The organism is Olsenella uli, from assembly GCF_901212675.1.
Classification (GTDB): Bacteria; Actinomycetota; Coriobacteriia; order Coriobacteriales; family Atopobiaceae; genus Parolsenella; species Parolsenella uli_B.
Genome location: NZ_CAAKOQ010000034.1, coordinates 36,580 through 45,220, shown reverse-complemented (window position 1 = coordinate 45,220; position 8,641 = coordinate 36,580). Strand labels below are relative to the sequence as shown.

The following is an 8,641-nucleotide window of genomic DNA, read 5'->3' as shown; positions in this document are numbered from 1 at the left end:
GGGGCCGCCCACGCAGCCGGCCAGCGAGCCGCCGCGCCCGGCGCCGTCTCCAACCCCACCCCGCGCACCGAGCGTGCCCCCAGGCCCCAGGCCGCACCGGCCGCGCAGGCCGGCGCCCAGGTCCAGGCGCGCTGCATGCTCATCGACCGCCAGTCGGGCCGCACCTACACGGCCAACGCGCCCAGCACCATCATCGGCCGCGAGCGCACGCCCGGCGGCGTCGTGCTGCACGACCCCAACGTGTCGCGAAACCACGCCGAGCTCAGCTTTGACGGCCAGGGCTGGCGCATCCGTGACCTCAACTCCACCAACGGTACCCTCGTCAACGACGTGGACATAGACGACTGCGCCCTTCGTGAAGGCGACCTCATCACCCTCGGCCTCACGAACCTCGAGTTCCGGGAGAACTAGGCATGATCGATCTCGTCCTGTTCATAGGCCGCATCGCCCTCGTGGTGATTCTGTACCTGTTCCTACTCGTGGTGATGCGGACGGGCATCGGCCTCGTCAAGGGACAGCGCAAGGACCCGGCCATCTGGTGCGTCGACGTGGACAAGGGCCCGCGCAACCTGCGCGGCCTGCACGTCGACATGCTGGGGCCGGTGGTCGTGGGCCGCTCGCCCTCGAGCGACATCGTCATCAGCGAGCCGTTCGTCTCGGCCACGCACGCGCGTTTCACGCTGCAGGGCCCGGCGCTCGTGCTCGAGGACCTCAACTCCACCAACGGCACGCTCGTGAACGGCCGCTCCATCGGCGAGCCCGTGACCCTGCGCGACGGTGACGAGGTGCAGGTGGGAGACGTGGTCATGAGGGTGAGCCGCCGATGAGCGACGAGACGGAGAACACCTCGGACGAGTTGGGGAGCACCGGGCACCTGACCCGCGTGAGGCCCCAGCAGCCGGTTGGCGCGCATGGAGACGCGCCAGCGCACGCGGCTGCGGTACCCGAGACGGAGCCCGCGTCGACGCCCGCCCACGCCACGTATACGGCGCCCGCAGCTGCGACAGCACCCGCGCCTGCGATGATGCCCGCAGCCTCGCCCGCACCTGACGCCGCGCCGCAAGACGCGCCGTCCGCCCAGCAGGACGCCACCCCGGCCCCCGAGCCCGCGAGCTCGACCGAGGTCCAGCCCCAGGCAGCCTTCGCGCCGGCACCGGCTCCCGCAGCCGTGCCCGAGCCCGCACCTACACCCAACCCGGCACCTGCCCCCGAGGTGGCCCCGGACCCCGAGACCACGGGTCCGCTGCCCATCGAGGCGCAGATGGCGGCCGGCGGATGGCAGACGCCGCCCGCCGCGATAGACCTCGACGCCCGCCCCGACGCGGACGTCGAGATTGGCAACGACACCCGCCTCTCTTGGGCCGCACGCACCGACGTGGGCCTCGTGCGCAGCCACAATGAGGACTCCTACCTCGCGCGCAACCCGCTCTTTGGCGTCTGCGACGGCATGGGAGGACATGCGGCCGGCGAGGTCGCGAGCTCCATCGCCGTGCAGGCCATCGCCGCCCACGCCCCCACCGCGGCAGACGACGCGCTTCTCGGCGCAGCCGTTGAGGCGGCCAACGAGGCCGTGATCGAGGGAGCCGCCAACGGCACGGGCAAGCCCGGCATGGGCTGCACCGCCAGCTGCTGCATCATCGAGGGCACGCACATGGCCGTGGCCCACGTGGGCGACTCTCGCATCTACCTCTTGCGTGCGGGCACGCTCGTGCGCGTCACGCACGACCACTCCTACGTGGAGGAGCTCGTCGACGCCGGCGAGATCACCGCCGACGAGGCGCGCGTCCACCCCTCGCGCTCCATCATCACCCGCGCCCTGGGCTCAGACCCGGACATGTACGCCGACCACTTCATGCTCGACGTGGAGCGCGGCGACCGCATCATCGTCTGCTCCGACGGCCTGTCGTCGATGATCCCCGACAGTGCCATCGAGTCCATCGCCGTCTCGAGCGCCACGCCCATCGACTGCGTGGACGCGCTCGTCTCGGCCACGCTCTCCGAGGGTGCGCACGACAACGTAACCGTCATCGTGGTCGACGTCGTGAGCGACGGCCGCGAGGAACAGCGCCGGCACGCCCGCAACCGCGCCGTCATCGGCTGGCTCGTGGGCGTGCTCGCGGTGGTGGCCGTGGTGGTGGGGGCGCTCGCCCTCATCGTCAACAAGTCCTGGTATGTGGGGACCTTTGCCGGAAACGTGGCCATCTACCAGGGAGTCCGCAGCTCCATCCTCGGGCTTCCGCTCTCGCAGCTCGACACGGCCACGCAGGTGAGCGTCTCCGACCTGCCCGAGGCCACGCAGCACCAGCTGGCGAGCGGCATCACCGTGGCAAGCGAGGCCGACGCCAAGGCGACCGTCCAGGCCTACGAGCTGCAGATCCAGGAGGAGCGCAGCAAGGCCAGCGTCGTGGCCTCGGGTGCCCAGTCCGAGAGCCAGGACGGCGCCGTGGGTGACGCCGGCGGCGCGGCAGGTCCCGATGCGGCCACCACGGGCGCGGCCACGGATCAGGCAACGAGCGCGGCGGCGACCGACGCGCAGGCACAGACCACAGGGGGAGGCGAGTAGCCATGGCACAAGGTGTTGGAGGAAACAGGCGCACGACCGAGCTCCTCTTGCTGGGGGCCGGCGCCATTCCCGTCCTGCTCATCTATTCCATGTACGTCATCAACACCGGCGCGCAGCTCACCTTCCAGACGCTCGCCGTGCCCATCGGCCTTCTCGCGGCCTTCGTGGCGGCGCACATCGGCGTGCGCATCCTCGCGCCAGGCGCCGACCCGGCCATCCTGCCCATCGTCTTCGTGCTCTCGGGCATCGGCATCTCGTTCGTGACGCGCCTCTCGGCCGATGACGCGATGGGCCAGGTCATCTGGCTCTTCGTCTCCATCGCGGCCATGATCGCGGTGCTGGCGTTCGTGCCAAACCTCGACCACCTGGCCGACTACAAGTACACGCTCGGCATCACCGGCGTGGCGCTGCTCGTGCTGCCCATGATCGTCGGCACCGAGGTCTATGGCTCCAAGCTGTGGATCTACATCGGCAGCTTCTCCTTCCAGCCCGGCGAGCTCGCCAAGATTCTCATCGCGCTCTTCCTCGCCGCGTACCTCTCCGAGAACCGCGAGCTGCTCTCGGCGTCGTCGCGCCGGATCGGGCCCTTCACCCTGCCGCGCATCCGCATGCTGCTCCCCATGCTCGTCATGTGGGGCATGAGCCTGCTCGTCGTGGTGTTCGAGACCGACCTGGGAAGCGCCCTGCTCTTCTTCACCCTCTTCGTGGTGATGCTCTACGTGGCCACGGGACGCGTGGGCTACGTGCTCGTGGCCGTGGCGCTGCTCGCCGTGGGCGCCGTGGTGTGTTACCACTTCTTCTCCCACGTGCGCGTGCGCTTCCAGATCTGGCTCGACCCGTTCCAGGACCCCTCCGGCTCGGGCTTGCAGATCGTGCAGTCGCTCTACTCCATCGCCGACGGCGGCCTCGTGGGCTCGGGCATCGGCAAGGGCCTGCCCACCCTCATCCCCGTTGTCAAGAGCGACTTCATCTTTTCAGCCGTCGCAGAGGAGATGGGCCTCCTGGGCGGCAGCGCCGTGCTTCTGCTCTTCATGCTGCTGGCCGTGCGCGGCCTCACCACCGCAGCGCGCGCCAAGTCCGACATGAGCGCCTTCTCGGCCGTGGGCCTCACCACGTCGCTCTCGTTCCAGGCCTTCCTCATCGTGGGCGGCGTCACCAAGCTGCTGCCCCTCACGGGCGTCACGCTGCCGTTCATGAGCCAGGGCGGCTCGTCGCTACTCTCGAGCTTCATCATCGTGGGCCTGCTGCTGCGCTGCGGCGACGAGGGCACCGGCCGAGACGTGCTGCCCGCCGGCAACGGCGCCAACGGGGCCAGCCGCCTCATGCTTGGCGGCGCCACCGGCCCCACGCCCGTGGTGCAGGGCAAGCACGCCCGCGGCAGCTTCTCGCTGGGCACGGTGGAGGGCGGCGTCCTGGGCCGCGTGGCCCTGGGCAACCGCCTCACGGCGCTCGTGACCTTCTTCACGTTGCTCTTTGCGCTGCTCATCGCCAACCTCACCTACATCCAGGTGATCAAGGCCGACTACTACCAGCAGCTGCCCAACAACAACCACACCATCAAGAAGAGCGAGTACGTGCAGCGTGGCTCCATCCTCACGGCCGACGGCGTGACGCTTGCCGAGTCGCTGCAGCAGGCCGATGGCACCTTCGTGCGCACCTACCCGCAGGGCACGCTGGCCGCGCACACGGTGGGCTACCTCTCCACGCAGTACGGCGCCACCGGCGTCGAGGCCTCCATGAACGACACCCTCACCGGGCACGCCGACTACTCCAACTGGCAGAGCGCCCTCTACTCGCTTGCCGGCGTGGAACAGCCCGGCGACTCGGTGGTCCTCACCATCGACTCGCGCATCCAGCAGGCAGCCGAGGAGGCGCTGCAGGGCTACTCGGGCTCCATCGTGGTGCTCGACCCCAAGACCGGCGCGGTGCTCGCCAAGGCGTCCTCTCCCTCGTACGACTACGCCAACATCGGCAACCTCCTCCAGAGCGACACCACGGGAGCCCTCGTCGACCGCTCCACGCAGTCGCTCTACACGCCGGGCTCCACGTTCAAGGTAGTCACGCTGTTGTCGGCGCTCGACTCGGGCACCTTCCATCTCGACTCCTCCATCACGGCCCCGGCCGAGATGGACATCGGCGGCGCAAAGGTCACCAACGTGAGCGGCGAGGACTTTGGCACCACCAACCTGCGCGAGGCATTCGCGCACTCGGCCAACACCGCCTACGGTCAGGTGGCCGTGAAGGTGGGCGCCGACACGCTCGTGCGCTACGCCCGCGCCTTTGGCTACGGCACCAGGCTGGGTCAGGACTTCTCCACCACCGCCTCGCTCATGCCCGACCCGTCCGAGATGACGACGTGGGAGACGGCATGGGCCGGCGCGGGCCAGCCCGTGGGCCAGCACGCGAGCCCGGCGGGCCCGCAGACCACCGTGATGCAGAACGCCGTGGTGGCGGCGGCCATCGCCAACGGCGGCGTCGCCATGAACCCCTACGTGGTCGACCACGTGCTCTCGCCCGAGGGCGTCACCATCTCCACCACCCAGCCTAAGAGCCTGGGACAGGCGGTCACCGCCGACACGGCCAACAACGTGAAGGAAGCGATGCTGGCCGTGGTCCAGGAGGGCTCGGGCAAGGCCGCACAGGTCAAGGGCGCCCGCGTGGCCGGCAAGACCGGCACGGCCGAGGTACCCGGCGGCGTCAACTCGCTGTTCGTGGGCTTTGCCCCCTATGACAGCCCGACGCTCGCCATCTCGGTGTGCGTGGAGGGCCAGGGCGACTACGTGGGAGGCGTGGCCACCAAGCTGGCCGGTCAGGTCCTCTCCAAGTCGCTCAACGTGCAGGCGAGCGGCTCCGACCAGGGATCTGGCAAGTGACGGCCCTGGCGGGCGTGCGCCCGCGGCATATCCCGGGGTGGGAATTGCCAAAACGTCAGGAAAGAACGGTACCCGTGGTGGGCATGATGGATGTGCAACGCGCCAGGCGGCGCGAGAGCGTGATGGGAGCAGAGCATGGCAGATAGGGTTCTCGGCGGGCGGTATGCCGTCCAGGACAAGATTGGCATCGGCGGAATGGCAACCGTCTACCGCGGCCTCGATGAGGTCCTGGGGCGCACGGTGGCCATCAAGACGATGCTGCCGCAGTATGCCGCCGACCCATCGTTCGCCGCGCGCTTCAAGCAGGAGGCGCAGGCGGCCGCGGCCCTGCAGAGCCCCTACATCGTGGGCGTCTACGACTGGGGCAAGGACGGCGACACGTACTACATCATCATGGAGTACCTGCGCGGCACCGACCTCAAGAGCGGCATCCGAAAGCACGGCGCGCTGGACTGCCGCAAGGTGGCCCAGATCGGCTCGCAGATCTGCCAGGCCCTCTCCGTGGCGCACAAGCACGACATCATCCACCGCGACATCAAGCCGCAGAACATCATGGTGCAGCCCGACGGCAACATCAAGGTGATGGACTTTGGCATCGCGCGCGCCAAGAACAGCCATCTCACGCAGGACAACTCCGTGCTGGGCACGGCCCACTACGTCTCGCCCGAGCAGACGCAGGGCAAGGAGCTGGGCCCCACGTCCGACCTCTACTCGCTGGGCATCGTCATGTACGAGGCCGCGACGGGCAAGGTGCCCTTCGACGGCGACGACGCCATCACGGTGGCGCTCAAGCAGGTCAACGAGCAGCCGGTGCCGCCCAGCCAGGTCAACCCCAACGTGGACGCCACGCTGGAGGGCATCATCCTCAAGTGCATGCAGAAGAACCCCGCCGACCGCTTCCAGACGGCCGACGAGCTGCGCCGCGTACTCAACGACTACCTGGCCGGCCGCATCGTGAACCTGGGCGAGGCCACGTCGCTCATCAGCGCCGCGCCCACCACCCCACTCGACCGCAACAACCGCACGCAGTCCATCCCGCGTGCCGTGGGAACCGCCCCAGTCACGGGCCGCATCCCCACGAGCTCGTCGGGGCCGCAGCACGGCGGCTTCCAGGTGCCCGAGAAGAAGCCGATGTCCAAGGGCAAGATCGCGGGCATCGTCATCGGCATCATCGTGGCCATCGCTGTCATCGCGGGTGCGGCCTTCGCGCTCACGGCCAAGCCGGCCGACCAGGCGGTGCCCAACCTCTCCGGCATGACAGAGGACCAGGCGCGCGCCGAGATTGCCAAGACCAACGGGTTCTTCGACGTGGGCACGGTGGACACCAAATACAGCGACACCGTGGCCGAGGGCGAGCTCATCTCGCAGGACCCCGCCTATGACGGCAGCACCACCTACCCGCAGGGCACCAAGATCAACCTGACGTTCTCCAAGGGCAAGGAGCCCGCGGCAACGGTGCAGGTACCCAACCTCAAGGGTATGACCATGGCCCAGGCCAATGCGGCGCTTGAGAAGCTCAAGCTCAAGGGCGTGGCGGGCGACACGGTGGAGTCCACCGACGTCGAGAACGGCAAGGTTGCCTCGCAGGACGAGGCCGCCGGCTCCGATGCCAAGGAGGGCGACACCATCACCTACCACCTGTCCATTGGCGTGGGTTCCGCCGACGCGGGCAACCACGTGGGCGAGACGCTGAGCGAGGCGCGCTCCGAGCTCAACAGTGCCGGCTTCACCAACGTCAACGTCGACGACAGCAGCACCAACTACAGCGACTCGTACGCCAAGGGCACCGTCATGGCGCAGAGTCCCACGGGCAAGCAGAGCAAGGACACGCAGATTACCCTCACCGTGTCCGCCGGCCCCAAGCCCGCCGCGACCACCAGCTCGAGCAACAACAGCGGTAACAACAGCAACAGCAACGGCAACAGCGGGAACAACAGAAAGCCCGCCACCACGAGCGCGGCCACCACGAGCGCCAAGACGGACTCGTCAAGCGAGAGCGGCTCCGAGGAGCTCGCTCCCGGCAACTAGCGACTCCTGGTTGCGCCGCCTGGACTGGCGCCATGTAGCTTCGACACGCGCGACGGGCATCACGCCCGCCGCGCGTTTTTTGTAGCGGGCTGGACTATCCGAAACCAAGTCGATTATTTGTCAGTCTTCGCCCGTACACTGCTCCCAACAATGCTCGATCGAGAGGAGACGACATGGAGCTGACCAACATCCTGGACGCGTGCGCCCGAGCCATCGCACACCACGAGCACGACGACGAGGTGCGAGAGGTGGCAGCCGTCAGACGAGGGGACACACTGCTTGTCTACGCCCGCGTGGAGGGGCCTCTCACGCGGGAGGCCTACGGATGCCCCTGGCACATCGGGTGCGTGCAGGTCGCGGGACCCCATCATGCGGCACTTCTGGACGCGTGCGCCGCAAGGACAAACCCGCTCGGCAACCTGAGGCGCTTCCGGCACGCCGATGCCAGTACGGTCTTCGAGGAGCTGGTCGGGGCGCTGGAGGAGCTGTTCTCGAAGGACGGCTTCCACTTCAGCGACCTGCTCGACCTCATGGACGCAAGGGACGTCCCCTACGCCTATCGGGCGTTCGACACCTATGGGGCGCTGTTCAGGCCGGAGCCGGCATCGCTCGGGGCCTAGCCAGGGGGTGCGCGGCCAGACCGCTCGACACGGAGTGGGGAGACACATAAAAGAACGAACCCGTGAGACCTGAGTCCCACGGGTTCGTATCAAATGCAATGGTGCGGCATATAGGATTCGAACCTATGACCTTTTGATTCGTAGTCAAACGCTCTATCCAGCTGAGCTAATGCCGCAGCGCAATAAAGAATATTGCCAGCCCCGCCCCACCCTGTCAAGCATGAATTTGAATTTTTTGAATCGGCTCATCCAGTGGCTACTCCGACGCCAGCACGACTGTCTCGGCACTGCCACGACTGCCCCGGCGCCAGCACAAATAACTAGGCGTTGTTGTTGTGAATCTCCCGCAGGGTGCGGTATGATACTCCAGCACCTTTTCCGGAGAGCTGACCGAGAGGCCGAAGGTGCTCGCCTGCTAAGCGAGTATACCCCCTAAGGGTATCTGGGGTTCGAATCCCCAGCTCTCCGCCAGAACGCGCAGCCCCGTCAAGCCCAGCTTGGCGGGGTTTTCTCTTAGCAAACAAGTTGAAGGCCTCACCGAACCTATCAGGGGCGCC

Annotated in this window: 6 protein-coding genes and 2 tRNA genes; 7 read left to right on the top strand and 1 reads right to left on the bottom strand. The window is 67.8% G+C overall.

Annotated features, from left to right (window positions below; all coding sequences use genetic code 11):
• From EFAMC1_RS04585 to EFAMC1_RS04560, 6 genes are all read left to right on the top strand, one after another.
• Positions 1 to 411: FHA domain-containing protein (locus tag EFAMC1_RS04585; protein WP_261981769.1), on the top strand; the 411-nt coding region annotated here is incomplete at its 5' end.
• 2 nt (positions 412 to 413) lie between these two features.
• Positions 414 to 827 carry an FHA domain-containing protein gene (locus tag EFAMC1_RS04580; RefSeq protein WP_154053135.1) on the top strand — a complete coding sequence of 138 codons (414 nt, stop codon included), beginning with the start codon at positions 414 to 416 and terminating at the stop codon, positions 825 to 827.
• Positions 824 to 2,563, top strand: a complete 1,740-nt coding sequence (locus EFAMC1_RS04575; protein ID WP_261981768.1) for a Stp1/IreP family PP2C-type Ser/Thr phosphatase — start codon at positions 824 to 826, stop codon at positions 2,561 to 2,563. Before EFAMC1_RS04580 ends, EFAMC1_RS04575 begins: the two co-directional genes overlap by 4 nt.
• Positions 2,564 to 2,565: 2 nt before the next feature.
• On the top strand, positions 2,566 to 5,436 hold the full coding sequence (locus EFAMC1_RS04570; RefSeq protein ID WP_154053134.1) for an FtsW/RodA/SpoVE family cell cycle protein: 2,871 nt from the start codon (positions 2,566 to 2,568) through the stop codon (positions 5,434 to 5,436).
• 135 nt (positions 5,437 to 5,571) lie between these two features.
• Positions 5,572 to 7,464 (top strand): Stk1 family PASTA domain-containing Ser/Thr kinase, encoded by a 1,893-nt coding sequence (gene pknB, locus EFAMC1_RS04565; RefSeq protein ID WP_154053133.1) that lies wholly within the window; start codon positions 5,572 to 5,574, stop codon positions 7,462 to 7,464.
• A gap of 173 nt (positions 7,465 to 7,637) precedes the next feature.
• Positions 7,638 to 8,084, top strand: a complete 447-nt coding sequence (locus EFAMC1_RS04560; protein WP_154053132.1) for a hypothetical protein — start codon at positions 7,638 to 7,640, stop codon at positions 8,082 to 8,084.
• Positions 8,085 to 8,183: 99 nt separating this feature from the next.
• On the opposite strand, the gene EFAMC1_RS04555 is transcribed toward EFAMC1_RS04560, so the two are convergent.
• Positions 8,184 to 8,260 (bottom strand) — tRNA-Arg (locus tag EFAMC1_RS04555).
• 204 nt (positions 8,261 to 8,464) lie between these two features.
• Between EFAMC1_RS04555 and EFAMC1_RS04550 the strand changes: the two genes are divergently transcribed.
• Positions 8,465 to 8,555 (top strand) — tRNA-Ser (locus EFAMC1_RS04550).
• Positions 8,556 to 8,641 lie beyond the last annotated feature (86 nt).